Genomic DNA, 25,936 nt, shown 5'->3' on the forward strand with positions numbered 1-25,936 from the left:
GTTTTTCTACTAAAGCAGAAACAGGTTCTTAAGAATTAGGATTCAACATTCTTGCAATAGAGATCGCATCTGCTACGGTATCCAGGCTATAGATCTGCATTACTCCCTGAGTAGTTGCTGCCTGTCCTAAAATATTCTGTTGGTTTTGCGTGTTCACCGCATTTTCAAACATGATTCCCGTAGAGTGAGCCGCAGTCTGATAAACATTACCCAAAGCCATTGCAGGAGCTTCTCCTACTACTTTTACATTCGATTGAGTAACCGCATCTGTGATTTGTGAATTAACTGTTGTTGCCATAATTGTAATTTGTTTTTTTTGAGATTTAAATCCCGGTTAATAATTATTTGATTGTTAAACTAGTTTTCTGTTTCTTTTGATCTTTGCGATCTTTTTTCATATCTCACCGATCAGACAGATGGAACAGATCTTTTGATTATCTGCTATACCTGCTGAATCAACAAGAACTTTACAATCACCATTTTTGATGAATCTTATCTGCATTATCCGCGAAACCGGCAGAAATTAAAATTCTGTGTTGGTTTGATAAACACGTGGGTACTAACTATCACGACCTGATGTGTTTTTTATATTACTTTTATTTTTTTCCGCGGATCTTGCGGACGGGGCAGATAGTATATATACATTGTTATTTAAAAAAAAGGATGCGGTCCCTTCTTTGGTTCTTACCTCTATATGAAAAAAACCATTCTTCTCCTGCAGGCTGTTGTACAGTGTTTACATTTTGAGCGAGAGATTGCATTTCCACATGATATTTGCTCTTTGGGGGCATCGGCAACATTCTAAAAGCGGGTGGGAGGATGAAAAATTTTGACTAATATATATGTTGAGGTCACCAGCTTTTATTTCTGCAGGGAAGAAAACCGCATCCGTAATCTGAGTATTCAGACTGATCAGAAATTAAAACGTCCTTTTCTGAAATTCAGCAGCTCTTTTTTTAATTTCCGGGAGCCGATTTTTTTAATTCCCATAACTGAATTGCTTAAACCGATCAGGGCATCCCTTTGTTGGTGCGATACAGATTGCTCGTACATCAATCCTGTAGAGTGCGCATTCACCTGCATAGATATCGCCGTAGGTACTGTGGGAGCCATTCCTACAACTTCCAAATTGATTTCATTTTGATTGTGTATCATAACTATTAATTTTTGGTTATTTGATTATTTACGGATATTGGCAAATCTTGCCTGCAGCTTGGTCATCCTTTCGGCGATCTTCAGTTCTTTCTCTTTTAATTTTCCTGTGGAAGCCTCCTGAAGTTTTTTCAGCTGTTCTTCATAGGTCATCGCAACCGGATTTCCTGTGGCCGGCGCTGCAGCCTGATAAGCCTGCTGCTGTTTAACCGCTTCCTCAAGCTTTTCCAGCAAAGGAGCTAAAGATTTCAACGTTTCCTTGGTTGCTTTCTCCTTGATGTAATTAATGATCTCATCTTCGTTCGTGATCACGAAAGGCATTAAGTCTTCTTCCTCAATTTCCGGCTCAATGGTCTGTATAGATTCGATGATTTCTACAGGTTCAGTTTCTATCGGAACCGTGGCAGGATCAGGGGTACGCGCAGGTTTGGAAGACCTGTGATTGATTCTTCTTCGCATAGGTATTATTTTTTGATGGTGAATGAAAAGAGACAGCCGCGCAGGAATGATCTCCTACAGCAAATAGCCGAGAAAAGCGCCTGCAGTCGTCCAGTCCCTGTTAAGGTCCAGAATCACATTGGCTCCGATAATTTCCAGGGCAATACATCCCGTGATCGCACACGCTGTCATCATTTCTTTGATCTGGTCGTTGGGAAGGCTCAGGATATAGTCGTCCGGAATTACCGGCGGTTTGCCATGCACGGGAACAGCTTCATTAAGGATAATATCAAGGATTTCCTGGAAATAATGAGCCATTAGTTTTGATCCCTGGAATTCCAGCTCCCTTTTTAATTCTATAATTTCCTCCGGAGTCACCAGGTTAGCAATTGCATTCACATCTACATCATGCACTGAATAAAGGGCTTCACCTGTATTGGATGCGGTGATCGTAATATCGGTCTTGAGAACACATTTCGATTTTTCAAGATTAATGGTAAGAAGCCTGGAATCTACTTCCGGTTCGGTAATATCTGCCAGGGTGCTCAGAGGAAGGATCCTTATATTACAGAAAAAAGTCTGATTTTCTTCCAGTTTGATCATTACCACTACAATTCCGGTCGCTTTGTCTTTAGGTTCGATAACAAACGACTGATAGTTGTTGGTTCTTTTGCCTTTCATACTAATGACCGGCCTTACCGTAGGCTGAATGGTGACATTGGAGGTTTGCAGACCGAATATATCACGATCGCTGTTATTTTCCGGCTTCTTTACGCTGAAATAGGCATTGTCATCCGTTCTGGTAAGATAAAGGCTTTCATTCAGCTCCCTGAGGGTACGCAGGTTTAAAACCTTCGCTGGTTTTGGTTCAATTGAATAATTCATCTCTTATTTTTTTAAGTTTTTCGATTAGTTTTGTTAGTATAGTTTTTTTGGTGTGTTCACTGATGTGTTGTTCAACAGGAACTACCGCTTCTTTGATTTCCGGTTTTACTAATGGCTCCGTTAATTTTATAGATTTCAGCACAACTCCCCCTCCCTGCTCGTCAGCCACGGTAAAGTTCTTTTTCATAGGATCTTCCGGTATCGGGGATTCTTCCGCTGCCGGCAGCGTTACTCGTTTTTTTTTTCGGGATCCTCACTTTCCACGGTTACATCTGCCACAGGGGGAAGGTCTGTGTTTCCGTTTGAAAAAGGAGTAATGTTGCTGTTGTAAATGGTCCCGGAGAGCTTTGTCTTGGCTTCTGCATAATCACTTACTATTTTGAAAAGGTCCTTCATCATTGCATTTCCGTTTCCTCCTGCCGGATCATATTCCGGTACTTCCATATCTTCATCATCTTCCTTTGGACTCTTTTTTTTCCCGCCGGGATAGTAATTTCCATATGTTAAATAATTGAAAGCCAGTTTACTCAAAGCTACCAGACCCACCTGTTCAAATCCTTTTAAAAATGACTGTAAATCCTGCACCATCATCCCGGTCGACTGATCAATCATTATTTTCGCAGCGCCTAACATCGGGTCGGTAGGTGGTGGCGATAAAACTTCTGTGTTCACAAACACTACTGCTTTCTCCTCCGGAGTGGTAGGATCAGCTTTTGCAGCTTTTTTTGTTGCATCTTTATCATTCTCAGCCATGGTTGTAAGGTTTTAGGTTATCCTTTTAAAATCTTTATGGCATCCGCAACAATCGCAGGGTTTAATTGATTCAGGTTCTGCTGATTGGATACCGAGTTCTGGATAGAAATCCCGCTGGCGTGTGTGGCCATCTGATAAAGCATACTCATGGCCTGTGCCGGAGACTCACCAAGCACGGTAACATTCGTCTGCGTAACTGCATCTGTAGTCTGGTTGTTTACTGTATCTGCCATATTTTTCGTTTAAATGGTTATTTTAGTTTTAGTTTTTTTTGACATTCTATAAGATTTCTCTCATCTCCATTCAGTCTTTTGTTTTATATTGCGATTGAAATGGTAAGTACTTCGTTACTTTCTCTCTTTTGTCTGATACAAATTTCATAAACTAAAAGAAGTCATCGTTCAGGGAAAAAACTGATTTTTAAAAATGAGGGTATTCTCCTAAAGGTGAAATTAAAAGCAGAATACATTGCATAAAAAGCCCTTCCTATAAGCCTTTTGATACTGTTTTAGGATTATAAAGTTCTTTGAAAACATTAAAAAAATTTCAATTTTAATAGTAAAATCCATTTAATTTCTTTCTTCAGGATTTATTAACCGGTATTCAGGATGAAGATTCTTAATTACGCATCTGTATTTTTACCTCCTGTTCTCCATGTATAATAACCGACACCAGATACACTTCGGGAAATATCGTCAACACCGCGGGAAATGCAGGTACCACTTCTGAACGGATGTCCCAATATCTTTGCTTTGTAATTCAAAATACTTAAGCAAATGAAAATGAATAAATTAAAATCCAGTTGGCTGACATTAGCTGCAATACCTTTGGTCTTGCTTTCGTGCAATGACAATGATGACAGCCCTATGGAAAATGGAACGCCATCAACGATCACAGTTGAAAATGTTCTGGACTCAAGACCCTTGGTGGAATCCGGAACGTTTAAAAACAATGGAGCCTCACCGGTTATTATGCCCGGAGAATCTATCTCTTTCCAGTTTTCTGCTGCTAAAGGACAAGCTTTAAGCTTTGCTACGATGTACGGCTGGTCCAACGACCTTTTTTTCGCACCGGAAAATCCAGGAATCAAATTATATCAGGATAACGGCACTCCTGTAGAAGGGGATGTTTCGGCCCAGATCAAATTATGGGATAACGGAACAAGAATCAACCAGACACCGGGAGCAACCCTAATGCATCCGGGAACCGCAGAGACGACCGCCAAAAATATCACGGAAGTAGCAGGAACAGATGCCCAGGGACACACCTATGCACCGGCTTCTTCTTTAATGAAAGTATCCTTACATTACGATGGAAACTCAACGTTCACGGTAACAATTGCCAATACATCCGGAAGTACCACCAATCCTACTCCATTCAGTCCCGGCGTTTGGGCCATCTCTTACATTGCAGGAGGGAATCTTCTGAATCCGGAGCCCCTTTATAAAAAGGGAATGCCATCCGTTAACGGACTAACCAAAATCGCAGAAGCCGGTGATCCTACTGATCTCGGAAATTACATTAAGGGACAAACCGGAATTTTCACTCCTCTTTCCCCTATTCTTGTAGTCGTTTACAATGGTATAGACAATCCGATCTACAAAAACGGAGAGAATGACAGAGGACAGGGATTAAAAGAACTGGCACAAAAAGGAGATGCAAGTATTTTGGCAGGATATCTGAAAAATGTGCCCGGCGTTAAACAAGTCTATGTTTTGGCAGCAGCCGGTTCAACCGTATTATTGCCTAAAGTAGGTGGACAAGCAGGCGGGAAAGTTTCCCAGCAGCTGAATGTATCACCAGGCGATAAAATTGCAGTCGCTACCATGTACGGCTTCTCTAATGACTGGTTCTTTGCGACCAAAGGAAGTGGTGTGGATGCTACACAAAAAGGTGATATTTCATCTTCAATAGCTCTGTATGATAATGGAACAGCCCTCAACCAGTTTCCGGGTGCAGGTATAACGCAATTCAACCTGGCAGGTACTCCGCTTACGGAAAGTAAACCAATACAGGAAGTACCTAATCCGAATGCATTTACAACGTTACCATCGATTTCCAATATCATTAAGGTAACCCTGCAATAGATTGAGCTCTTCTAAGAAATAAAAATCAATAAAAATTGGACACTTACAGGTGTCCAATTTTCCCAATTAAAAAAATAATCCAACGTGAAAAATTTAATACAGCGCACGATCATATCAGGAACATTAGGCTCATTGTTCTTTCTTATCCCTTCATCATTCCATGCACAGAAACAACAGAATCACATGGAAATGACGGAAAGTGAAATGCAATCACCCGCTTACACCATTCCTCACAAACCTGAAGATATCAGTCCCCTACTTAATGGAGAAAAAATTCCTGTGGCCACTTTACTGGACGCAAACGGAAAGCGTTTCGATCTCAATGCTGCAGTATCCCAAAAACCGACAGTGCTGATATTTTACAGAGGAGGCTGGTGCCCTTATTGCTCCAAGCAGCTTTCAGGATTACAGGAAATTGCACCCGATCTTGAAAAAACCGGATACCAGATCATCGCGATCAGTACGGATCAGCCTGAAGGACTTATGCAGTCTGCCACTAAGGAAAAATTAAGCTATACCCTATTATCAGATGCAGACCTGAAGCTTTCCAAACAGTTCGGGATTGCTTTTAAGGCACCAAAAGGATATTGGGAAATGCTTCCGAAAACGACAGGTGGAAAGAATACCGAACTGCTACTTCCCGTGCCATCCGTGTTTATTTTAGACAGAAAAGGAACTATTCATTTTGAATATATAAATCCCGACTTTAAACAGCGGCTTAATCCCGAACTATTAAGATCAGCAGCCCATCACCTTATAAACGATTTATAGACATGATTACCCATAAAAAATATCAATTACTCTACAGCCTTCTGGCCTTCTTATTCACGGTAAACTTTTGTACGGCTCAACAAAAAACAGCCAAAGCCAACATTTCTCCGGAAGAAATCAATTTCAGAAACATCAGCTGGAAAGAAGTCAGTGCCGAAGCAAAGAAAAGTGGTAAAACCATTTTTGTAGATGCTTACACAAGCTGGTGTGGTCCCTGTAAGCTATTAAAATCAAAGACTTTCAAAGATAAGATGGCAGCCGGCTATTTTAACAGAAATTTCATCAATTATACAATTGATATGGAAAAAGGAGAAGGTATTGAACTGGCAAAGGACTGGAAAGTAAACTCTTATCCTTCATTACTGTTTTTTGATCCTAATGGCAAGCTTGTGCTGAGGCAAATAGGATATGTAGATGGTAAAGGCCTTATAGAATTAGGAAAGGAAGCATTAGAAAAAAAATAATTAATTTTAGTAACCAGGATTACCTATATAAACAGAGTACTGACATCATAATGTAAAGATAAAATGATCCGGAAATACGAAGACAAATCTACCCTCGCCCGTTTTATTATGCATATCAATAACGAGGAATTAAAAGGGATCGGATTGCGAAATGGCTCACCAGTTCCTATCAACACATTTGTTTACAACAAAGGCGAGGCACAAACTGTGACCATAGATGAAATAGAATATACGCTGCCGGAAGGTTGTATTTTACCATTGGTTGCCAGTTTACATTTTGTTTTCGAACGTCCGGATCAGCTCGTTGCGTGGCAGTTCAACCGTGAATTTTACTGCATTGTAGATCACGATGCTGAGGTGGGCTGCGTAGGATTTCTTTTTTATGGAATACAACATCCGATGTTCATCCGGCTGAATCCTTCCGAAAAAAGAGCGATGCTTCAGCTCGAAAAACTATTTCAGGAAGAATGGGAATCTACAGATAACTTCCAGGGGGAAATGTTGCGAACACTCCTCAAACAGCTAATTATTAAAACAACCCGGATTGCAAAACAGCAATCTGAAAGTTATCAGTTGTTTCCCGATGAAAAAATGGATTTGGTAAGGAAATTCATGCTGGTTCTTGAAGCGCACTTCAAACAGGAACACGGTGTCAATTTTTATGCAGCAGCCCTTCACAAATCTCCCAAAACACTAAGCAACATCTTTGCTATCCTGAAACAACCCGCACCATCAAAGATTATACAGAGCAGAATTATCCTGGAAGCTAAACGTTATCTTCATTATTCAGATAAATCCGTAAAAGAAATAGCTTACGAACTCGGATTTGAAAGTTCAGCTCATTTCAGCCGGTTTTTTAAAATGTACTCGGGAAAAAATGCTTCCGAGTTCAGAAATTCTTAAGAAATATTCTTTTCTTCTTCTCAAATCTCCCGAAATGCCTTCTATCAGGGCAATCATCATTTATATCTCTAGCCATTCAGTTTTGTCGGTACTTTTATGCTTTGGATGAATACCATTTTTCCACTGGAAAAATCCTCATTTTAAAATATCACAAAGTAGAGAATTAAAAATAAAATAATGCCTATTTTAACCTGAAAAACATAGAGTTACGAACCGCCCGCCATATAAAAAATATTTTCCATTAAAGTTTTACAATTTAACATATTGTAAATAAAATAATCTTATTATTTTTACAAAATAAACAAATTTTTAAGATTAATTAATAAAAACAAACATGGTCGTAACTAATCGAAAAAAAGTCATTTTCAAGATGAGAATTCTGATGGCTTTATTGATAATTGATGTATTCTTAGCCATTGCCGGCTACATCCTAAAATCATTTATGGAAGAAAGTATTTTATGGACAATACTGTCTGCTTCTCTTGTTGTATTCGTGCTGACTTTAACCAGTATCATCAGGTTAAGAGTTTTTCATTTTGAAAACACCGGAGCTGTCTTCTCAATTAAATACTATCATCCGCTGAAAAAAGGAGTCATATTCCCTAGTGTTGATTATCCGGTCAACCGTCTTCGTGCATTTAAAATTGAAGAATCCTTAATGGCAAAAAAGATTGTAATCGAAGTCAACAGCCAGCAGAAAGAATCTCCGGTTCGCATTAAAGTGAAGGCATCCAATATCAGCGACAAGGATTATCACCGTATGATCAAATCATTTGCATAAATATCCCAAACGACTATCAATTTGCACAAATAGAGATGTGAAAAACGTAGCAAATACATCTTTTAACGCATTTAACCCTACAATATATGGCATAAAACTACACTTTTAATTCCCTTACTGTAATTCAGAAAAATCATTAATATTACAATACACCATCTTAATCCTCAATAAAAACTAAACAATGCATGTAAATATTCATTAATAAATAGACAACAGTTAAACAAATATAAATTTTAATTTTTTTTTAATTTTTTCATTCTATTCATTTTGTGCTGAACAATTAGATTTGCGGTGTCAAAAAAATTAAAACTATTAAATTCAAAATTATGAGAAAAGCATTTCTATTTGTATTTGCGCTGGCAACTCTGGGGTTAACATCATGTGGACAGGATGAAGAAAATGTACAACAAAAAGAAAACAAGGTCGTAAAGAATGATCTTAGTGCCAAATTTAAGGCTTACATTCAATCTAAAATAGGAGATAAAAAAACATCTAGAGTTATAGACTCTACTATTTATGATACGGATAATGTGTATTATAACAAGGAAGTAGATGCTTATTATTTTCTGCAGAGGGATTTCAATTTTGATTCCAAAGAAGAGCAAATGGCCATATTTGCAGTTCCTGATGATCAGGGAAATTTCGGAGGAATTTTAGAAACAGGAATGAGTAAGGTAGATGATGAAAACTTTACTGTTAAGTATTATGATGGTGAGGAATTAATCAATTCTGTAGATTATGTTTTAAATAAACAGGAAGGACGCATCTACTTCAGAAATATTCAGGATCTGAGCACATCCGGCACAACAAGCAGAGGATGTGGGCAGGCAGTAGCTAATTGCATTGCGGGGACTTATGTGAACCACGGCTGGATGAGTGTAACACTGTGGGTTGAAACAGCCTTTATTCCGCAGACTTCTATTGCAGTTACGGCGGCTTGCGCCATCAAAAATTGTTCACTATGAAAAATGCATTAGTTTATTATATTGTTATATTGATGCCTCTGTTAGGACTTCTTTTTATCAGCAGCTTAAATTCTGTCTATTTTGTGATTTACCTCTTCGTTTATGTCATCATTTACAGACCTGTCGTTGATATTGCACGTTTGAAAGAAAAAAACATTCATGTAGCGTCCATCAAATCACTGATTCCGTTTTATTTACACGTGAAATATTTCAAGCAATTATATACTTAGTATAACATCCCATTAATAAGCTAACAAACATAAAAGCAGGTTTTAAAAAGCCTGCTTTTTTTATGTGTTATTATAACAAGTAGATTGAGTAAGATTACCTATTCTGTAAATCGCATGCAAAGTATGGGGTAAGTATTTGTACGGAAAGTTATATTTGGTTATTTCTACTCTACAATTCTTCTCTTTTTGTTTGTTACTTTGATCTGTTCATCCGGAATAAGACAAAAATGCTAAGAATCCATACATGCTCCTTTCATGCGCGTATGCTCTTCCATTAATACCCTTTTCAATCATATCATTTATACCCGTAAGGTGAGCTTCACAGCTCATCTTTTTTGTTTTAAACACATTATTATATGCATCCATATAATCAATCAGGGTATACCCCCAATTTCTAAAAATGGGTATTTACTCTCTTTTACAGGCTCACTATTCCTTCGAACTTTGTGATGTAAATAAGATCATTGATCATCACCAAATTATACAAAATGCTAAATTACCAGAAACTATTAGAACCGGGCGAGAAAAAAGAGATATTACCTTTAAAGGCTTATGAGTATGGGATAAAAGTAATGCATCTTCTGCCCAGAGATTTAAATATAACCTATCTTCAGGAAACGTTTAATGAATGGATACGGTCTGAGCCATGGCAACTGCCCTCAGGAATCATGCTGGGCTCCGTAAAACCCTCGATCGGATTAGACGACGACCAGCCTAAAGCTTACTGGAAATCATTTCCGGACAAGCCATCTTTTTACAGGCAGCTCATTTACGATTCACATCCTTCTTTGCGGAAAAATAAGCAAAAGGAAACTGAGCTCGCCATAAAAATTTTAAGTAATGAGAAAGTTGCTGCCGTTCTCAATGAATTACGAAGGGCCATAGCAGCTGAATTATGGAAAAAAGAAAGTATTAGTGGAAAGCTAAGTTATTACCTGACCACAAACCCTATTGCCAACCTGCTCCCGAATATGGGAGGCAGCTACAACCTTGCCAATTCCTATCCAAGATTACGGACCGAGCCTACCATAGATGATATTGGAAGCATACAACCACTATTAGAAATGATGTTCATAAAAACAGACAGGATCAGTCTGGCTTTTTCAGAAAAGGATTTTACCGTGAGTGAAAATATTGCTATCCTTCATGATATTAAAGAACTGTTTAGCCCCCGGGGAAACAGCAGAGCGCTACCTACGGCACATCCTGTCTTAATCCCACATCCTTACCAGGGTAAAAACAGCCCGCCCAGACCCATGAGATGGGAATTAAATGAGAATTTTGATTACGAACGCGTAGCAGTACTCCAAAAGAATCTTACTCCTTTTTCAAAAGACCCTAAAAAACACAAAGGAGAAATCAAATGGGATCAGGGAAGATTAGGAGCAGGAACAAGGAACGAAGCTTCACCGGACACCATAATGGCAAGAAGAGCAAGAATGCCTATTGAAACAGGCCGTTCCCATACGGCTGCAAGACTCTTTGAAATGGTTTCTCTTTTAAAACCCGGGTCAAACGCTTCAATAGAAGAACATAAACTTTTCAAAAGGAGAATACAGGCAATAGCCTATGGAATATTCGCTTATTGGAACGCACCAAACGAATATGGCGGTTATCCTAAAAGTCTTACCCCGATTCATACCTATCATGAAGTCATGGATCCTGCAGAAGATTACGCACCCGGAATATACAGTCAGCCATTTTCCTATGAAGACCTGAAGGATTATCTTCAAAAATCAAGCAGCCATGGCTACGCAAGACTCTAGAAAATGAGATAAGCCAGATTGTAAATTTATTAATTACACATGCGTATACCTACTGGTGACCTTTCTTCAGCATTTATACAACAACCTAAATAACTATATCATGAAATTAAGCAACGAAGAAGTGGCCTTACACGATAAAATGGCCGAAAAATTACCCGAACTTATTGAAGAATATTTCCAGAGACCTGAAATAACCTCGGTTGGGGTTTCTCTGAAAACCGTTAACGACAGCCTTACCAAAACACTGAGCTATACCTTTGGAGTGAAAAATAAACTCCCTTTGTCTGAGGTTTCACAGGCTATTCCCCTGACCATCTTTGGGTGCCCTACAGATGTTATTGAACTGGAAGTAGATCCGGAACCTTTATCTTATGAAGTAACCGAAGTAACCACCCGAAATGAAAAAACCGATCCCCTGATCGGTGGAATCAGTATCTCAGCCAATGGGACACTCAGACAAAATGGTAAAAAAATGGCAGGCAGTGGTACTTTAGGGGTAATGGTAAAAAAGGGACCCGACGAACATCCTTATATGCTGACATGCGCCCATGTTCTTGCGGGTGTCGGTACCGAATTGGATTCTGATGTTTGCCAACAGTCTAAATGGAGAACCGCTTTAAATTACTGCCACAACTGTGCAACCCTGAAGGATTATTATTATGAAAATGTTCTGGTACCACGCGGAGACTTCAAAACGATCAATGTTTGGTTAGACGGTGCCATTGCCAGAAAAGGAAAAGACAGAAATGCCACGATAGGAAAAGTATTTGGAGCAGAGGAAATCATTAGTGGATTTGCACAGATTGACGCATTTCTTATAGGAGCGGAAGTTCGTAAAAGTGGGATCACCAGTGATATCACCACCGGAAACGTCACGAGTATTACAACCTCCCTTAGACTAACAGACTTTAACGGAGATCAGGTGATTGCCAATAACCTGGTGATGATTCAGGGAAATTCAGGACTCTTTTCAAGACCGGGAGATTCAGGATCTGCTATTTTTACTACAGGAGATAATCCTCAATTGGTTGGCATACTGGGAGGAGCAACTCTCAGCGGCAGCCCAACTTATGCATCTGCTGCAGATGCTATTCTAAGTAAATGGCAGGACTTAAGCTTTTAACAAAACTAATTAAATTAAAAAATAACTTTGCCCTGATTATTTTCAGGGCATTGTTTATTCTATTGATAATTTCACCCGGAATGATCAGGAAATCTCAGATGAAATGATTTCCTCCTTTCCCTGATTTGGCAGCTCTTTCCGCTTCCTCCAGAAGAAATAAGCCACCACCACTGTCGCAAGCGGTACCGCAATACCAAATTCATCGATATAGTAATTGGTGTTCCCGTTATCCACTGTAAGAGGTGTGAAAATCGATTGTATAAAAAGATTATGGCTGGCATGCATAATGGCTGCCGTCCAAAGGCTTCCCGACTTCAAACGGATCCATGTAAAAATAAAGCAGCTTGCAAATATCATAACGGTAAAACAGACAAGTGCCAACCATTTAGGCCCTCCTGTATTGTAGTTTGAAAAGAGCAACAATGGATAATGATAGAATGACCAGATCAGTCCCATCCAGAGTGAAGTAGCGGTATAGGAATTGATTTTTGCCAGCTGAGGAGTGAGAAATCCCCGCCATCCGATCTCTTCACCTAAAGCAGAACCGACAGATCGCACCATCCCAAAACTGCTCATCAACAGGATATACAAGACGAGAACCGCTCCATCGGGCAGGTCCCAGCCCATCCCTTTTCCTGTTTCCTCTATAAACTGGTGATTATAAAAACCTCCTGCCCCGCTGATCCAGATGATCACGTAGGGCACAAACGAATATAAAAACGGAACTCCGTACGCCAGCAACTGGTATTTTGTAAGCCCCCATTTCCAGCCCAGTGATGAAATGGGAATACCACGTAAACGACATGTAAGTAAGGCAGCGATAGCCGGACACCACATAACAATGGTAGCATAAGATATGATTCCTCCGCCTAATTTACCTGTACGGATGCACATATAATAAACCGGCAAACAGAATAGAAGGGTAAATCCAAGATAAGTAAGGATGTTTTTCCTGATGGAGGACGTGGTGTTGAAAGTATTTTTCATAAACAAATTGGGAATAGGTTAAAAAATGACTCCCACACCATAGACCATACTCATGATGAATCACTTAGATAAAATTACACCTATTTTCTATATTCCAATGAATATTTTTTGATATAAATACAATCAGAGTTGGATACAAATCAATGTATTGATGATAGGCCATCCAATACATAATAAAATATTTTTTAAAATATACTGAGATGATATTGCTTCACCAGATCCAAAATCATATGATAACCCGCCAATGAGTTACCATGCTGATCCAAGGCAGGACTGAAAACCCCGATACCCATTTTTCCGGGAACGCTTATCGCGATACCTCCCCCAACTCCTGATTTACTTGGCAAACCTACGGTTCTTGCATATTCCCCACTGAATTCATACATCCCTGCAATAAGCATTTGGGATTCTATCAACTGGGCTATCTCTGCATTTTTATATTGAGAATCACCATCAAAACGAACACATCCGTTCGCAAAGAAATATCCTATTTTGGCAAGATCTTCTGCTGTGAGTTCGATGGAGCATTGTTTGAAGTAATTATCAAGCTGATCTTTATTTCCTGAAATCAACCCGTTATTTTTCATCAGATAAAACATTCCACGGTTACGGTGACCTGTAGATCTTTCCGATTCATACACGGATTTATTATAGTCCAGCGTCTGATTTCTGGTAATGTACCGAACCATGTCTAAAATCTTAAGAAAAGGTTTCTCTCCATCCCCGGAAATTAAAGAAGTCGTAAGAATGGCTCCTGCATTCATCATAGGATTAAGAGGTTTTCCGGATGTTTCCAGATTGGAAAAAGAATTAAAGGGCTGACTTGTCCCGAAATATCCCATCTTATCAAAAACATGAGCTTCTCCCTTTTCACTAACTGCAATCATTAATGCTATGATTTTAGAGATACTCTGCATGGTAAATTTCTTGCCTACATCTCCTACATTCAATACTTTTCCGTTTTTTCCGACAATGGATAAAGCAATAGACTGCGCATCCATTTTTCCCAATTCGGGAATGTAGTTTGCTACTTTTCCCTGTGTATAAAACGATCTGTTCTTTTCTAAAATATGGGTGAGATCTTTTTCTGAAATGGTGGAAATATCTTCTGTTTTCTGGGCATTTGCACCGATGTGTAAAGAAAAGAAAAGGGCAAGAAAAATTCCCTTTCCGGGAATTAAAGAACTATTTATTTTCATATCCTGAAAAACCTTATTTTACTTTTTCCAAAAGATATAACTTAGCTCCGGTAAATGCCAGTTTAGGCATCAGGTTTCCTTCCAGAACCATTGTTTTATTATTCACATCAATAACTGAGATATAATTATTGGAATTATATTCTATATAATTTTCTTTTTCTTTGGTTACAGGATTTTTCCCGAATTCCATTGAATATTTCACCCAGTCTTCCTTCTCTGAGCTGCAGTGTACCGGCTGAAATTTAGATTTTTTAGCTTTGAAAATGATCTGATCAAAACCATCTGTACATTCTGATGTAAATGAGCTTTCAGGATTCTGATCTTTTGAAAAGTCTTCAAAAGAACCTTTGTAAACCCCTACTACTTTCCAGGTACCATCCAAACGGTCTTCATCAATCTTTCCTTTTGCTTTGCTCACTGCCCAGCTGATTCCGTTTACTGTTCCTTTGACCGCTTTGTAGCTTACATTTACAGCTCCCTTCACCACTTTTGCCGCAGTAGAAACGACACAAGAATTGAGTACAAGAACCGCTGAAGCCAGAAATATTACTTTTTTCATCATGCTATTTTTATTGTTCACAAAGATAGTATTTTTAGAAAAAAGACCTCCGGGAAAAACTATCAGGATTGTTGTTCTATCAAATTTAATGATTTTCTATTCTTCTCCGGAACTATTAACATCTTTTAAAAATTCCCTTTACACTTACTTAAATCAATTATCGTATTGTCTCGTATTGTCTTTCTCAGACATTATTTGTAAGCTTAAAATTAAAGAAGAAAACCCTACAGTGGTTAGTTGATCACAAATATTTAATTCCCAAACTTTTTAACCCTGATGTTTTTTTCTTTCACCTTAATAATGAACGGTTCCAGACTAACGATCTTTCCTGCTTCCACTGTAAAATTAGCGGTCATGCGTTCACAATAAGTATTGGCGGGCAATGAATTCCCATTAAGTTCGATCCTGTAACTTCCTGATTCAAGAAAAGAAATAAATTCTCCGTTATCATCAGTCATTACCCTTTGCAGGAACTGATCATTACGAAATATATTAAGAATAATCCCTCCGATTTTAGGACTGAATTCTAAAGCTGTTTTTGCATCAAACTGATAGATAACTTTTCCTTTCGAAGTCCCATTCTGATGAAGAGGAATTTCCAGGGAATAATGGTGTTTATCCACCTCAAATGATGCCTCATCATAGTACCAGCCTTGCTGGATAATCTGTTTTAAAGCATACTTTCCAAAAGGAATTGATTGATACCTGATATTCCCTTCTTGATCTGTTTTGAATGAAATATTATTCAGCATAATTAAATAATCCTTTGCCTCCTGATCTTCCCCATCATATACATTGTTATTATTACGGTCATAATAGACAAATGCTTTTATTTCTCCTTTTTTTCCGGGATTTAGTGTACTGGTCTGAAAATTTATGGTAACACCTGCTTCGATCGTTAAAAGGTTATTGGTAAAATGGTTAGAAGAATAGTTAAACCATGAAGAGTTGAGATAAAGCCCGTAGCGTTCCTTAGAATATTTCAGGTTGACAAAACCGGATGGCGACCTTCCATATAAAACATCATGGGTATAAGATACTCCTGAACTTATATTTACTTTTTCCCGGAAAAGATTTTTATTGACAAAAGCAGAAAGAGAAAGCTTTTCATAGGGAGTATTTACATTCATCATTTTTGAAAAAGCATACTCTGAAAGAAAATAGCTTCCATATTGGTATGTACAATTTACATTGAGCCACTTATAATTGTAGTTCCCATTAATTTTCATCTGATAATCCGGATGATCTGTATTAGGGTAATTAACAAGTCCGGTCTCAATCCCAATAATGGAAGAATGCTTTTTATCCGGACTTAACCACGTTATATATTCAGTAAGCCTCTGTGCTTTCAGCTGTTTTGACTCCTGGTTACCCGGAACATTAAAAAAGTTATTATACGAATTGGACCTTTCTTCCTGATACTGATATCCTACCCCTAACCCAAAATTACCTTTCTTAGGAAAATTGATTCCGGTATCCACTCTTATATTATCAGACTGCATGGCTGTATTATAAAAATAAAATTTAGGAGAAAAATCAGACACCGTTACATTAGCATACACATAATGATCGGTAAAAATATGGGTGGAAAAATTCTGCTGAATCTGTAGCATTCCCCTCCTGTTTCCAGGATAATAATCGGTACTGTAAAAATAATTTCCGTTCAGGTTCACCTTCTTTATCCTTCCTGAATACTGAGATTCCAGTGCTAAAGAAGGCTTAATAGTATTGATATCTTCATAAAAGCTAAGTCCACTGTACATTTTAGCATTCATTTTCCAGTCCTGATTGAAAGCATATTGTACATCTGTACCTGCAAGATGATGCCTTGCTTTGTCATAAGGATCGTTTCTGAAAATATAAGTTCCCGATATGCTTCGAGATGCATTTTGTGCTCCCAGGGTTCCTCTGGTATAAAAACCATAGCCGTTTTTTAAAAATGAATTCCTTTCAATCAGACTAAAGCTTTGATCTACAAAACCTACCTCTATTTTCTTATCTTTATCAGAAGATGTAAATGCATACTCTGCTCCTCTTCCAAAGAGGGAGAGTTCAAGTAATTTGCTCATGTTACCCAGGGTAAATTCATTATTTTCCCGGTGGTACGATATATAAGTATTATTCACAACGGGATCACTATGATTGTTCATTGCATAGATATTCCCTCTTATATAGAGATATCCCGACGGAAGATTAAAGCCTCCCGACCCGATCATCTGGTACATATCCAGGTTTTCACCCACACGCCTGTAACTGGCTGTAATACTGTTCTTACTGAAATTTGAGAAAATATCGGTTTCCCTATCCTCATAACGTTGGGTGGAAGATATATTCTGAACCGAAACAGAAGTATTTCCAAATATTTCCTTATCCGGCTCTCTGAAGCCTGCAATCTGGACTGTAAATTGTGGGCTCCGCATCAACACTTTAGAAGGGAAAAAACGAAACACAAATACTGAATCTTTCTGTACTTCAATGGTACCGCTTTTTTCGATAAAAATACTTCCCTGGGAAACTTCCGGAATTTTAAATACCAGCGTGACGTTTTGCCTTTTATTACCAAGATTAGAAACCCTTGCTTTCACTTCTACAGAATCATTTACATTATTCATATAAACGACCGGGGTTTCAGGAGTGATCCGCATCATATTATTTTCGGACACCACGTAGGGTATCTCCTGCTTTGCGATCACAAAATTTTGTCCATCCGTAAGTTTACATACAATATGAGATTTTCCGGCAACAACATTGTTATTTACCAGTATCTTTACCGGCAGATATAAATTTTCACCCGGCTTCATATGTACTTCCGTTTTGCCAGGTGAGATGTTCCTGAACCCTGAAGGCGTGGTGATTTCAACCTTCCCGCTGAATGGATCGTTTCCGGTATTTTTTACCACTACGATAAGATCTATTATATTCCCTTTATCCGCCCTTGATTCATTACGGATCTCCAAAATAACCCCTGCATTATTCTGTGCGGGAATCAAAACAGCAATAAGTATCAAAAAAACAGAAAATGTCCTTTTGAAAAGATTATATAGCATGGTTATTGAGGAATTATCTCGTATTGAATTGTGGTGGTATATTCTTCCGATCTGGCATTAATCAACCGTTCATCATTAGCATTCGTGGAATATCTGATATCATAATAAACATTAGAGCCTTTTGTAGAACCTCCCGTTGCGATCAGTTGAGGTGTAGCACTTAAAGTAACCGGATATACATTTCCTTTATTATCTGCAACAGGCGTAAGATCCATTTTAACGGTCGCCAGAGGAATCGTATTCCCCGTTGGAGAATTAAACTGACCCTGAAGAGACTTCATCCTGATCTGATAATTCGTATTACTGCTTACAATCAAAGCATTGGTATACAATACACTCACGCCCTTTATGTAATCTTCCATACTTTTAAACTCCAGCGATCCATTGGTTGCATTCGCAGAAAATTTTAGTGAAAGCTCCGGAACTTCCGTTGGGGTTCCTGAAAGAACACCGATCTGAAACTGGAAATTATGATCCGTTTTTCCTATGATATTATTGTATTGATCATAGGCCGTGAACTGTACAGGTGCCGTAAAAGTGATCCATGAAGGGTAATTTCCAAGGTAAGATCCTCCCGCTACATTCAGGCTGTATTTCACCTGAAGATTATAATATCCGTTAGGCTGTACAGGCTGATTATTCAATGGTGCATTGGACTGGGGGATTAAAAAAACCTCCTGTCCTTCCTGAAGAAAAACATGTAAAGGCATTCCGATCTGGGGAATCGTGGGAACAGGTCCGGGATAGGCCTGACCTGAGGAAGATACCGGCTGAAAAGAAATTTTATTGGCAGGCATTACATATTTTCCGTCATTGGAAGTAATGGGTTGCTTTAGTCTCATGGATACCCTCCAATGAGGAATATTGAATTTACCATTCCCTGCCAAAGTAAAAGTATAGGCATCCGGATTGGTATTACCACCATAAGAATTGATCTGTAAATAGCTGTTTATCCATGAAGTATATGTTACTTGCGAAAAACAACCCACAGAAATCAGCACAAAGAAGAGGACGAGCTTTTTACTTTTCATAAGTGAAGCTTAGCTCTCCCAGTTCAAGATTGTTACTGTCCCCATAATCGATCATTACAGAAGCGGTGTATTTTCCTTTTTCGAGGGTGGAAGGCAAAGAAATATTCATTTCCCTCTTATTTCCCGGCATTGTATAAAAGATAACAGGATCAAGTGCCGTTTTCTTACCGTTTTCCATATTCACAAGGTCAGTATATACTTTTCCGTCAATCCACACATCTCCCTGGTTTTCAAAAAACAGATCCAGCTTGTTGCTCAATTTCCCGTAGACAAGATTCTGAATTTCAATTTTTTTAGTCCCCGGTAATGGCAGCTTATGAAAAAGCTTGATTCCGGATCGTATGCTGACCTTTATATGAGCCCCCTTACTATCTACATCATCCACAGGATTCATTTGACTGACATACAACACTGCAGTATGAGCTTTTAAATTATCCGATAAGGTGGTGGGAGCAGTAATGGTAACATCAATGTCTTTTTTTTCGCCGGGAGCGAGCGTAAAATAATTTTCTTCTTTTTTCACAGACACCCAGCTTGCACAGGATGCAGGTCTTGTATTGGCTCCATAGGTCATATTTTCCCCTTTTTCATCATACTCCCAATCACCGAGGCTTATTGCCAGATCCAGAGAGTTTTTTGCGCTTACATTCGTTACAGTTACTTTTTGAGTATTGCTATGTCCCGGGTCAGATTCGAAATACAGCCGTGGTGGAGATACAGAAACTCCTGTTTGTGCAAAAATTGTAGAAAACAAGCCACAGAACAAGGAGCAAAAGAAGAAAGAAAATTTTTTCATTACAGATACTTCATATTAAGAATAAAGTGCAGCAATAGACCTGCAACACTTTATCCTGTAATCGTATTTACATTATCTTATTGGGAAATAATAGTATACGTTAGCTCTGTAGTGTATACTGTAGGATCCTGACCCGCGATATAATTATCAAGATATGCGTTAGCTCCGGCACCTTTGTATTCAATATTGATTTTCTTATCTACTCCTCCGTTAGAAGATGTTACCAATGTTGTTTCATTCGCTGATAGCTGCACGTTTTGTGCATATTGAGCTCCGTTTACTGCCTCAGAACCGGCACTTGCTTTGATCTGAATGGTATTGGCCTGGATATTTTTACCCGCATTCTGTAAAGCAGCATTGGCACTTTTTACTTTTACCTGAAATCCACCGGTGCTGTAGATGCTCAAGTGATCTGCATTCACAGAAGAAACTCCGTTTACGTAATCGTCTTTGGTTACATAGTCTAGGTTAACAACCTTCTGTGCATTATTCACAACAAGGGTCTGAATAGGCTTCAGTCTTACGTTTAGGGTTACATTCTGTTGAGCTTTCAATGTTGCAAATCCTACTAAAGCAAAACAAGCTAAGACACATTTCTTCATAGTTTAAAATGATGTTTGTATTAATTTTTAAAATTCGCTGCAAATGTATAGAGAAAGAAAGCCTGCATTCTTGTGAAAAAACACTTATAACTTGTAATTTTATGTAGTGAATTATTCACAAAAAGAAATAGCCTTTTATGAAAAAATCATAAAAAGCGTCGAATCATAAAACGATAGAACCGTTATTCCGTAAAAGCGCTATTATTTTAATCTCAAATAATTCACTTTTACGTATATATCGGTAAAAAAGGTATTTTAAAAAAATACCACGTATTGTGTAGTAATTTTCACAAGTCTTATTAAAATTTTACTGAGAAATTAGCGTAAGCACGACGTGATCAGCTTTAAAACCCGAGTCACAACCTGATTTTTTTAGTACAGCTTCTAATTTTTCATGTATTTTATAAACTTTCTGAATTACTCCCTTTTGACGATCAATCAGATTATGTTCTTTGTAACAGTTATCATTGTTTTTAAGATTTGCACTATCCTCATTAAAGGTCTCATGATGTACTTTTACTTCAAAACCTGAGGGACTCGATACGGTCACGGATTTAAATTCCGGTAATCGAGACGTTGTTGCTCCGGAATCTTCTTCATCATTATTGATAGAAAATATCTGTGCCGGGTACAACCGTACATTTAATCTCAAAGCATCAGAGTTCTGAGCAAAAGATTTTGCACAAGCAAAAAATAAAACAATTAATAAAAACCATTTAAAAAGCATATTGCCTGGATTTTTCACCAATCGGTTACATAGGTAAATATACAATAAATTCTATACCCACCTACAATAAATTCGATAATTATTTCATTTCGGAGGGATTTTTACCGGTATGTTTTTTGATAAAGTTGCTGAAATTCCCTTCATCGCTGAAACCCAGCTCATAAGAAACTTCGGAAATCGTACAATTGGAAAACTTCAGGGCTTTTATACATTCGTTCACCAGTTTTTCAATGATCACCTGTTTTGCAGTTTTTCCCAGCATGTATTCAGTCATCTCCGTCAATCTCCTTGAAGATATACTGAGTTCATTGGCATAGTAAGAAACCTTTTTTGCCGTTTTATAATCCCTTTGCAAAATCACTTTAAACCGATTGACATAATACATATAATCGAATTTGAAATCATTTTTTATTTCCTCGGTAGGAATATGTAAGAAGGCATCCAGTATAAGCCTTTCAATGGCATTATGGGCGGCGGAAATATATAAGCTTTTATCTTTACGCTGAAAGCTTTCCATTCTTTCCATAAATACCACACGCATCTGTTCTATATTGATAAAAGGAGCAACAAAAACATCTGAATTATAGTTAAAGAAAAGCTGGGAGTTGATAAACAGGCTGTCTTTTGTTGACCTTTCATAAAAGGTTGAAGAAAATACGATCGCGAAGACATCGGATCTTTTTGTCTTGCCAAAAACGATTTTCTTCTGGGGACCTACAAATGCAATATTACCGGCTTTAATGCCGTACGCAACATCTTCCACCGTTAATGTAATATCTTCTAAAACAATATAAATACAAAAGTATTCCAGCGTGTTCATCTCCCTTTTGTTGTTATTTCTTTTTATGATATAATCCAACCGGTTGATACTAAACCCATTATCTTTTAACTGATCCGTTATTATATACATATTCCTCCCAATTCTGTAAACGAAAAATTCCTTTTAAATAAAACGAATATATAGATATAAAAATTTTGCCAAAATGGCTTTATAAAAGGAAAAATTATTAAAAATAATTTATTATAATTTAGTATATCATTACAATATCCATTAAAAACTTTCTGCAAATCAAAAGGGAAGCACGAAAATATCTGTACCGATTATATTTTCATTGCTTATCAAAGCCATTAGTATTTTCTATTTTCCAACAGGTATGTTGAAATGATATTTTCATAACTTGTAGTTTTTTAAATTCAATAAAAAATTAAGGAATATTGCAAATACATTTCGCTTTGATTCACGACTGAAACAATTACTTGGTTCATTTATTACATTACAATTTTACTAAACAAAAAAAAGCAGTTAACCGAAAAACCGCAATGTCTTATGACAAACAAATATTTAAATTTTCAAAAAGGTTTTACTTTCAGTAAACATATTCCGGAAGAAACATCAGATTTTGACCGGGTCTTTGATGTTTTTAAGGATCTGCTCACCCACACTTCCGGAGATATCGAGGAAGCCTTTCACTGGCTTGATCTTCTCGATAAGGAGTATGATATTTTCAATGATGAATATACGCTTCAGGACTTTGAGGAAGATCTGAAAAAGCGCGGGTACATCAAAGAGGAAGATGATCCGAAAGACGGCAATACAGGATCCGGTAAAGGGAAAAATATATTAACCGCCAAATTAGAGTCTGCATTAAGAGAATATGCACTGGACCAGATTTTCGGTAAACTGAAGAAAACGGGAATCGGAAATCACCGCACTTCAAAAACGGGAATCGGTGATGAAAAAGATGGTGAGAACCGATCTTACCAATATGGAGACGAACTATCTTTGGTTAATATGACGGAGAGCTTAAAAAATGCACAGATCAATAATGGCATTTCTGATTTACGCATGACGGAAGATGACCTCATCGTAGAGGAAACAAAACATAAAGCTCAAATGAGCACCGTATTGATGATTGACATCAGCCATTCCATGGTTTTATACGGTGAAGACCGTATCACTCCTGCCAAAAAAGTAGCCATGGCATTAGTTGAGCTGATCAATAGAAAATACCCTAAGGATTCCATTGACATTATCGTGTTTGGCAATGAAGCCTGGCCCATTAAGATCAAAGATCTTCCTTATTTAAAAGTGGGACCGTATCATACCAATACGGTGGCAGGTCTGGAGCTTGCGATGGATATTCTCCGCAGAAAAAGAAATACCAATAAACAGATTTTTATGATCACCGACGGAAAACCGAGCTGCATTCAGCTTCCTAGCGGTGAGTTCTATATGAATAGTGTTGGTCTTGACGAAAAAATAGTTACACAATGCCTGCATAAAGCGGCCCAGGCCCGAAAGCTGAAAATTCCCATTACAACCTTTATGATTGCCCAGGATCCCTATCTCCGTAAATTTGTGGAAGTATTTACAGCACAGAATAAAGGGAAGGCGTTTCTTACAGGCTTGTCTGGTTTGGGGCAGATGATTTTTGAAGATTATGAAAAAAACAGGATAAGGAGAATATAGTTTGATGCTAGATTTTAGATTTTAGATTTTAGATCTTAGAATTTAGAGGTTAGATATATAGATTCTCATCCTTTTATTACAGTATATAGATTATTTATTTAAAAGAAACAATGAAAAACGATATTACATTCAAAGAGTTAAAAGATTCCGGATATACCCATAAAACGATTAGTCAAGAGATTCAGGCGAACCTTATTGCCAGGATTAAAGCTAAAGAACCCGTATTTAAAGGGTTACTGGGTTACGAAGACACCGTAATCCCTCAATTGAAGAAAGCCATTCTAGCAGGACACCATATTAACTTACTGGGCTTACGCGGACAGGCAAAAACAAGAATTGCGAGAAGCATGGTAGACCTTCTGGATGAATACATGCCTGTTGTAAAAGGATCTGAAATTAATGACAGTCCATTTCATCCGATCTCGAAATTTGCCAGAGACCTTATTGATGAATTGGGAGACAACACCCCTATTTCATGGGTACACCGATCAGACCGTTTTTTTGAAAAACTGGCCACACCGGATGTAAATGTTGCCGACTTAATCGGAGACATCGATCCGATTAAAGCTGCCACTCTGAAGCTTCCATATTCTGACGAACGCGTGCTGCATTACGGAATGATTCCGCGTGCCAACCGTTCGATATTTGTTCTCAATGAACTTCCTGATTTACAGGCCCGCATCCAGGTTTCGTTATTTAATATCTTACAGGAAGGAGATATTCAGATCAGAGGTTTTCAGTTGAGAATGCCTCTTGATATTCAGTTTGTATTTACTGCAAACCCTGAAGACTATACTAACAGGGGAAGCATTGTAACTCCTCTTAAAGACAGGATCGGTTCCCAGATCTTCACCCATTATCCCCGAACCATTGATCTTGCCCGTCAAATTACGGAGCAGGAAGCTCTTATATCACCTGAAGACAAATCAAGGATACAGGTTCCGGGTCTTGCAAAAGATCTGTTGGAAGGTGTTGCCTTTGCAGCACGTGACAGTGAATATGTGGATGAAAAAAGCGGGGTAAGTGCCCGATTGACCATCAGTGCAATGGAAAACCTTGTGGCTGCCGCAAAACTGCGCTTAATAGAAACCGATGCAGAAAAAACAACGGTTCGCCTGCTTGATTTTATGTCCATCATTCCATCGATCACAGGGAAAATCGAACTTGTGTATGAAGGGGAGCAGGAAGGAGCAGATTATGTAGCGAAAATATTAATCGACAGAGCCGTGATGGTACAGTTTGAAACGATTTTCCCACGCATTTCCAAGCTGGAGAAAGAGGGCATCAAAACTCCTTATACGGACCTGATCAAATGGTTCAACAAAAATCAGCTGGAACTGAACTACACGGATACGGATGAAGAGTTCTATTCCAAGCTTAACAGTATTACTCCTCTGGTGCAGGTGGTTGAGGAAAACGCCTCCGAATTAAGTGAAGAAGATCAGAACTTCTGTAAGGAGCTTGTTTTATGGGCGCTTACCATTAACAAAAAACTGGACAAATCTGAAAATCAGACTGCCTTTACTTTTGATTCTTCAGGGGTAAGCCCTTTTTTCCGTAACTAAAGCTTTCGCTTATTCATCTTAAGATAAGCGTATCAATAATAAATCCTCCGAAACGGAGGATTTTTTTATGATCAGTTCTTTTCGATGACAAATGCTTTCAATTCTGCCATCTTTCCATCACGGAATCGCCAAACATCACAATAAGAATAATCAACAGCTCTCCCTTCTTTATTTTTCATGCTTATTGTTCCTATAGCCACCACATAATCATTTTCGGCTACTAATTTTTCTACTTTAAATTCAGGTGGTTCTGTATAAGCAACTGCCATATATTTTCGCACTTCTTCCTTTCCTTTCAAAACCTGTTCACCTACAAATGTCCACTGTGTATCATCGGTACAGTAGGAAAGAAAACCTTCATAATCTCCTTTAGCGATAGCTAGATTTGCTTTTTCAAGTACTGTTTTATTGTCCATATTCAAATTACTTTTAAAACGATGCTCTGATAAATAATAAGGTGACCGGACAGCAGATAAAAAATCAGTTGATCCCATCATCAATAATGTTATAAATACTATTTTCATGCCTATATTGCTTTAGATCAGGATATTCCTGAACTCATCACAGACAAAGGTAAAACAGAGATTCGGGATCATGAATAAGAAAGGCTAAATGTAAGATACTAACAATAATGT

At 38.1% G+C, this 25,936-nt stretch carries 30 protein-coding genes; 11 read left to right on the forward strand and 19 right to left on the reverse strand.

Features of this window, described 5'->3' with window-relative positions; translation table 11 throughout:
- Nucleotides 1-28: 28 nt before the first annotated feature.
- The 8 genes from PFY10_07175 to PFY10_07210 all read right to left on the reverse strand — a co-directional run bounded on the left by PFY10_07175 (nt 29) and on the right by PFY10_07210 (nt 3,991).
- A complete protein-coding gene (locus PFY10_07175; protein ID WBV58225.1) occupies nt 29-298 on the reverse strand; it encodes a RebB family R body protein in 270 nt (89 codons plus the stop codon).
- 614 nt (nt 299-912) lie between these two features.
- Nucleotides 913-1,155, reverse strand: a complete 243-nt coding sequence (locus PFY10_07180; GenBank protein ID WBV58226.1) for a RebB family R body protein — start codon at nt 1,153-1,155, stop codon at nt 913-915.
- 24 nt (nt 1,156-1,179) lie between these two features.
- Nucleotides 1,180-1,611, reverse strand: coding sequence for a hypothetical protein (locus PFY10_07185; protein WBV58227.1), 432 nt, complete (start codon nt 1,609-1,611; stop codon nt 1,180-1,182).
- A 54-nt stretch (nt 1,612-1,665) separates the two neighbouring features.
- Nucleotides 1,666-2,475: a hypothetical protein gene (locus tag PFY10_07190; protein ID WBV58228.1), complete on the reverse strand. Its 810-nt coding sequence runs from the start codon at nt 2,473-2,475 to the stop codon at nt 1,666-1,668.
- Entirely contained in the window at nt 2,459-2,662 is a 204-nt protein-coding gene (locus PFY10_07195; protein ID WBV58229.1) for a hypothetical protein, read from the reverse strand. The genes PFY10_07190 and PFY10_07195 overlap by 17 nt, the downstream gene beginning before the upstream one ends.
- Before the next feature lie 41 nt (nt 2,663-2,703).
- The gene (locus tag PFY10_07200; GenBank protein ID WBV58230.1) at nt 2,704-3,228 is read right to left on the reverse strand and encodes a hypothetical protein; all 525 of its coding nucleotides are present in this window, start codon (nt 3,226-3,228) and stop codon (nt 2,704-2,706) included.
- A 17-nt stretch (nt 3,229-3,245) separates the two neighbouring features.
- Nucleotides 3,246-3,461 carry a RebB family R body protein gene (locus tag PFY10_07205; GenBank protein ID WBV58231.1) on the reverse strand — a complete coding sequence of 72 codons (216 nt, stop codon included), beginning with the start codon at nt 3,459-3,461 and terminating at the stop codon, nt 3,246-3,248.
- 389 nt (nt 3,462-3,850) lie between these two features.
- Entirely contained in the window at nt 3,851-3,991 is a 141-nt protein-coding gene (locus PFY10_07210) for a hypothetical protein (protein ID WBV58232.1), read from the reverse strand.
- Nucleotides 3,992-4,010: 19 nt separating this feature from the next.
- On the opposite strand from PFY10_07210, the gene PFY10_07215 reads away from it, so the two are divergent.
- The 7 genes from PFY10_07215 to PFY10_07245 all read left to right on the forward strand — a co-directional run bounded on the left by PFY10_07215 (nt 4,011) and on the right by PFY10_07245 (nt 9,429).
- A complete protein-coding gene (locus tag PFY10_07215; protein ID WBV58233.1) occupies nt 4,011-5,315 on the forward strand; it encodes a spondin domain-containing protein in 1,305 nt (434 codons plus the stop codon).
- An 84-nt stretch (nt 5,316-5,399) separates the two neighbouring features.
- Nucleotides 5,400-6,086: a peroxiredoxin-like family protein gene (locus tag PFY10_07220; protein ID WBV58234.1), complete on the forward strand. Its 687-nt coding sequence runs from the start codon at nt 5,400-5,402 to the stop codon at nt 6,084-6,086.
- A gap of 2 nt (nt 6,087-6,088) precedes the next feature.
- The gene (locus tag PFY10_07225; protein WBV58235.1) at nt 6,089-6,550 is read left to right on the forward strand and encodes a thioredoxin family protein; all 462 of its coding nucleotides are present in this window, start codon (nt 6,089-6,091) and stop codon (nt 6,548-6,550) included.
- A 63-nt stretch (nt 6,551-6,613) separates the two neighbouring features.
- Nucleotides 6,614-7,453, forward strand: coding sequence for a helix-turn-helix domain-containing protein (locus tag PFY10_07230; GenBank protein WBV58236.1), 840 nt, complete (start codon nt 6,614-6,616; stop codon nt 7,451-7,453).
- Nucleotides 7,454-7,835: 382 nt separating this feature from the next.
- On the forward strand, nt 7,836-8,234 hold the full coding sequence (locus PFY10_07235) for a hypothetical protein (GenBank protein ID WBV58237.1): 399 nt from the start codon (nt 7,836-7,838) through the stop codon (nt 8,232-8,234).
- Nucleotides 8,235-8,560: 326 nt separating this feature from the next.
- Nucleotides 8,561-9,199: a hypothetical protein gene (locus PFY10_07240; GenBank protein ID WBV58238.1), complete on the forward strand. Its 639-nt coding sequence runs from the start codon at nt 8,561-8,563 to the stop codon at nt 9,197-9,199.
- Entirely contained in the window at nt 9,196-9,429 is a 234-nt protein-coding gene (locus PFY10_07245) for a hypothetical protein (protein ID WBV58239.1), read from the forward strand. Before PFY10_07240 ends, PFY10_07245 begins: the two co-directional genes overlap by 4 nt.
- A 207-nt stretch (nt 9,430-9,636) precedes the next feature.
- Here the strand turns inward: PFY10_07245 and PFY10_07250 are convergent, their stop codons facing one another.
- Entirely contained in the window at nt 9,637-9,759 is a 123-nt protein-coding gene (locus tag PFY10_07250; protein ID WBV58240.1) for a hypothetical protein, read from the reverse strand.
- Nucleotides 9,760-9,917: 158 nt separating this feature from the next.
- Between PFY10_07250 and PFY10_07255 the strand changes: the two genes are divergently transcribed.
- The gene (locus PFY10_07255; protein ID WBV58241.1) at nt 9,918-11,195 is read left to right on the forward strand and encodes a hypothetical protein; all 1,278 of its coding nucleotides are present in this window, start codon (nt 9,918-9,920) and stop codon (nt 11,193-11,195) included.
- Between the two features lie 100 nt (nt 11,196-11,295).
- Entirely contained in the window at nt 11,296-12,318 is a 1,023-nt protein-coding gene (locus PFY10_07260) for a hypothetical protein (GenBank protein WBV58242.1), read from the forward strand.
- A gap of 84 nt (nt 12,319-12,402) precedes the next feature.
- On the opposite strand, the gene PFY10_07265 is transcribed toward PFY10_07260, so the two are convergent.
- The 9 genes from PFY10_07265 to PFY10_07305 form a co-directional block, all read right to left on the reverse strand.
- Entirely contained in the window at nt 12,403-13,305 is a 903-nt protein-coding gene (locus PFY10_07265) for a type II CAAX endopeptidase family protein (GenBank protein ID WBV58243.1), read from the reverse strand.
- Between the two features lie 185 nt (nt 13,306-13,490).
- Nucleotides 13,491-14,504, reverse strand: coding sequence for a glutaminase A (glsA, locus tag PFY10_07270; GenBank protein WBV58244.1), 1,014 nt, complete (start codon nt 14,502-14,504; stop codon nt 13,491-13,493).
- A gap of 13 nt (nt 14,505-14,517) precedes the next feature.
- Nucleotides 14,518-15,063 carry a hypothetical protein gene (locus tag PFY10_07275; protein ID WBV58245.1) on the reverse strand — a complete coding sequence of 182 codons (546 nt, stop codon included), beginning with the start codon at nt 15,061-15,063 and terminating at the stop codon, nt 14,518-14,520.
- 251 nt (nt 15,064-15,314) lie between these two features.
- A complete protein-coding gene (locus tag PFY10_07280) occupies nt 15,315-18,110 on the reverse strand; it encodes a hypothetical protein (protein WBV58246.1) in 2,796 nt (931 codons plus the stop codon).
- Between the two features lie 2 nt (nt 18,111-18,112).
- Entirely contained in the window at nt 18,113-19,141 is a 1,029-nt protein-coding gene (locus PFY10_07285; protein WBV58247.1) for a hypothetical protein, read from the reverse strand.
- Nucleotides 19,131-19,937: a molecular chaperone gene (locus PFY10_07290; protein WBV58248.1), complete on the reverse strand. Its 807-nt coding sequence runs from the start codon at nt 19,935-19,937 to the stop codon at nt 19,131-19,133. The genes PFY10_07285 and PFY10_07290 overlap by 11 nt, the downstream gene beginning before the upstream one ends.
- 77 nt (nt 19,938-20,014) lie before the next feature.
- Nucleotides 20,015-20,539 (reverse strand): hypothetical protein, encoded by a 525-nt coding sequence (locus tag PFY10_07295; protein ID WBV58249.1) that lies wholly within the window; start codon nt 20,537-20,539, stop codon nt 20,015-20,017.
- A gap of 307 nt (nt 20,540-20,846) precedes the next feature.
- Nucleotides 20,847-21,266, reverse strand: coding sequence for a hypothetical protein (locus tag PFY10_07300; protein WBV58250.1), 420 nt, complete (start codon nt 21,264-21,266; stop codon nt 20,847-20,849).
- A gap of 79 nt (nt 21,267-21,345) precedes the next feature.
- Nucleotides 21,346-22,176, reverse strand: coding sequence for an AraC family transcriptional regulator (locus PFY10_07305; GenBank protein ID WBV58251.1), 831 nt, complete (start codon nt 22,174-22,176; stop codon nt 21,346-21,348).
- A 417-nt stretch (nt 22,177-22,593) separates the two neighbouring features.
- On the opposite strand from PFY10_07305, the gene PFY10_07310 reads away from it, so the two are divergent.
- Both PFY10_07310 and PFY10_07315 read left to right on the forward strand, forming a co-directional pair.
- Nucleotides 22,594-23,736, forward strand: a complete 1,143-nt coding sequence (locus PFY10_07310) for a VWA domain-containing protein (protein ID WBV58252.1) — start codon at nt 22,594-22,596, stop codon at nt 23,734-23,736.
- Nucleotides 23,737-23,846: 110 nt separating this feature from the next.
- A complete protein-coding gene (locus PFY10_07315; protein ID WBV58253.1) occupies nt 23,847-25,301 on the forward strand; it encodes a sigma 54-interacting transcriptional regulator in 1,455 nt (484 codons plus the stop codon).
- 71 nt (nt 25,302-25,372) lie between these two features.
- Here PFY10_07315 and PFY10_07320 read toward each other — a convergent pair whose 3' ends face one another.
- Nucleotides 25,373-25,825: a nuclear transport factor 2 family protein gene (locus PFY10_07320; protein WBV58254.1), complete on the reverse strand. Its 453-nt coding sequence runs from the start codon at nt 25,823-25,825 to the stop codon at nt 25,373-25,375.
- Nucleotides 25,826-25,936 lie beyond the last annotated feature (111 nt).

The organism is Chryseobacterium daecheongense (genome assembly GCA_027920525.1).
GTDB lineage: Bacteria > Bacteroidota > Bacteroidia > Flavobacteriales > Weeksellaceae > Chryseobacterium > Chryseobacterium proteolyticum.

What these genes read in the sequence shown, in the direction of transcription:
- PFY10_07175 (WBV58225.1), bottom strand. Translation starts at nt 298, where the DNA reads ATGGCAACAACAGTTAATTCACAAATCACAGATGCGGTTACTCAATCG.
- PFY10_07180 (WBV58226.1), bottom strand. Translation starts at nt 1,155, where the DNA reads ATGATACACAATCAAAATGAAATCAATTTGGAAGTTGTAGGAATGGCT.
- PFY10_07185 (WBV58227.1), bottom strand. Translation starts at nt 1,611, where the DNA reads ATGCGAAGAAGAATCAATCACAGGTCTTCCAAACCTGCGCGTACCCCT.
- PFY10_07190 (WBV58228.1), bottom strand. Translation starts at nt 2,475, where the DNA reads ATGAATTATTCAATTGAACCAAAACCAGCGAAGGTTTTAAACCTGCGT.
- PFY10_07195 (WBV58229.1), bottom strand. Translation starts at nt 2,662, where the DNA reads ATGAAAAAGAACTTTACCGTGGCTGACGAGCAGGGAGGGGGAGTTGTG.
- PFY10_07200 (WBV58230.1), bottom strand. Translation starts at nt 3,228, where the DNA reads ATGGCTGAGAATGATAAAGATGCAACAAAAAAAGCTGCAAAAGCTGAT.
- PFY10_07205 (WBV58231.1), bottom strand. Translation starts at nt 3,461, where the DNA reads ATGGCAGATACAGTAAACAACCAGACTACAGATGCAGTTACGCAGACG.
- PFY10_07215 (WBV58233.1), top strand. Translation starts at nt 4,011, where the DNA reads ATGAATAAATTAAAATCCAGTTGGCTGACATTAGCTGCAATACCTTTG.
- PFY10_07225 (WBV58235.1), top strand. Translation starts at nt 6,089, where the DNA reads ATGATTACCCATAAAAAATATCAATTACTCTACAGCCTTCTGGCCTTC.
- PFY10_07230 (WBV58236.1), top strand. Translation starts at nt 6,614, where the DNA reads ATGATCCGGAAATACGAAGACAAATCTACCCTCGCCCGTTTTATTATG.
- PFY10_07235 (WBV58237.1), top strand. Translation starts at nt 7,836, where the DNA reads ATGGCTTTATTGATAATTGATGTATTCTTAGCCATTGCCGGCTACATC.
- PFY10_07240 (WBV58238.1), top strand. Translation starts at nt 8,561, where the DNA reads ATGAGAAAAGCATTTCTATTTGTATTTGCGCTGGCAACTCTGGGGTTA.
- PFY10_07245 (WBV58239.1), top strand. Translation starts at nt 9,196, where the DNA reads ATGAAAAATGCATTAGTTTATTATATTGTTATATTGATGCCTCTGTTA.
- PFY10_07250 (WBV58240.1), bottom strand. Translation starts at nt 9,759, where the DNA reads ATGAGCTGTGAAGCTCACCTTACGGGTATAAATGATATGATTGAAAAG.
- PFY10_07255 (WBV58241.1), top strand. Translation starts at nt 9,918, where the DNA reads ATGCTAAATTACCAGAAACTATTAGAACCGGGCGAGAAAAAAGAGATA.
- PFY10_07260 (WBV58242.1), top strand. Translation starts at nt 11,296, where the DNA reads ATGAAATTAAGCAACGAAGAAGTGGCCTTACACGATAAAATGGCCGAA.
- PFY10_07265 (WBV58243.1), bottom strand. Translation starts at nt 13,305, where the DNA reads ATGAAAAATACTTTCAACACCACGTCCTCCATCAGGAAAAACATCCTT.
- glsA (WBV58244.1), bottom strand. Translation starts at nt 14,504, where the DNA reads ATGAAAATAAATAGTTCTTTAATTCCCGGAAAGGGAATTTTTCTTGCC.
- PFY10_07275 (WBV58245.1), bottom strand. Translation starts at nt 15,063, where the DNA reads ATGAAAAAAGTAATATTTCTGGCTTCAGCGGTTCTTGTACTCAATTCT.
- PFY10_07280 (WBV58246.1), bottom strand. Translation starts at nt 18,110, where the DNA reads ATGCTATATAATCTTTTCAAAAGGACATTTTCTGTTTTTTTGATACTT.
- PFY10_07285 (WBV58247.1), bottom strand. Translation starts at nt 19,141, where the DNA reads ATGAAAAGTAAAAAGCTCGTCCTCTTCTTTGTGCTGATTTCTGTGGGT.
- PFY10_07290 (WBV58248.1), bottom strand. Translation starts at nt 19,937, where the DNA reads ATGAAAAAATTTTCTTTCTTCTTTTGCTCCTTGTTCTGTGGCTTGTTT.
- PFY10_07295 (WBV58249.1), bottom strand. Translation starts at nt 20,539, where the DNA reads ATGAAGAAATGTGTCTTAGCTTGTTTTGCTTTAGTAGGATTTGCAACA.
- PFY10_07300 (WBV58250.1), bottom strand. Translation starts at nt 21,266, where the DNA reads ATGCTTTTTAAATGGTTTTTATTAATTGTTTTATTTTTTGCTTGTGCA.
- PFY10_07305 (WBV58251.1), bottom strand. Translation starts at nt 22,176, where the DNA reads ATGTATATAATAACGGATCAGTTAAAAGATAATGGGTTTAGTATCAAC.
- PFY10_07310 (WBV58252.1), top strand. Translation starts at nt 22,594, where the DNA reads ATGACAAACAAATATTTAAATTTTCAAAAAGGTTTTACTTTCAGTAAA.
- PFY10_07315 (WBV58253.1), top strand. Translation starts at nt 23,847, where the DNA reads ATGAAAAACGATATTACATTCAAAGAGTTAAAAGATTCCGGATATACC.
- PFY10_07320 (WBV58254.1), bottom strand. Translation starts at nt 25,825, where the DNA reads ATGAAAATAGTATTTATAACATTATTGATGATGGGATCAACTGATTTT.